General features: G+C 41.3%; 1 pseudogene. It reads left to right on the plus strand.

From position 1 onward, the window contains the following. Positions 1–724 (plus strand): annotated as a pseudogene (locus KIV40_RS31005) (EAL domain-containing protein); the annotation flags it as partial.

The raw sequence follows: 724 nt of genomic DNA on the forward strand, positions 1-724 counted from the left end.
GAGTTTTGTAATAAAGTATTTAATTGATAACTCTCCAATTTCAAACCCTCGTTCTGCGAGAGATGTTGAAGAATCATTTAAACAAAATTTCAATGAAGAGTTCAGCTTATACGCACTAAAAAACACCATTGCATCAATAAGAAGAAAATACCGTAACCTGTGCAAAAAGGCGAATGTTGAATCCCAGAGTGAACTCATTTCAAATCTCTACAAAGTCGGATACTTTATTGACCTCGACAGAGCGCCAACCAGTCAAGTTAACTCTAGGGTAGACATCAACCAATTCAAACCAACCCACTTTAAGGTGCTGTTGCTCTTGCTTCGTACCTACTATAAAGAGCTATTTAAAGGGACCATTATCGTCCTGTCCGCTTCGTCATTGATCTTGTTTGTTATCTACTTCTTTCAAATCCTTTATACGACAAAGATCGCCGACCAATTCAGCGAAAATACCAAGCTCGTCACCCAAGAGCTTAAAAACTATGGGTGTGATAACAGCGATGCGGTTCAAGCGATGAGGCACTCTTTGAATCTAGACTCTGCAGTGATGACCACTCCTGATGGGACCTGCTATATCTCTACAACGCGATCAAAAGCTGTTGTTCCCGATAACATCGGAGAGTTCTACGACAGTTTAGATTTTACCTACTCAGGTTTCTCTTACCCCGACGAAAACATCTTTCTCACGGTGCGTATCCCTAAGCGCTCGATTGAGGCTCGCTAT

This window comes from Vibrio sp. D173a (genome assembly GCF_030248475.1).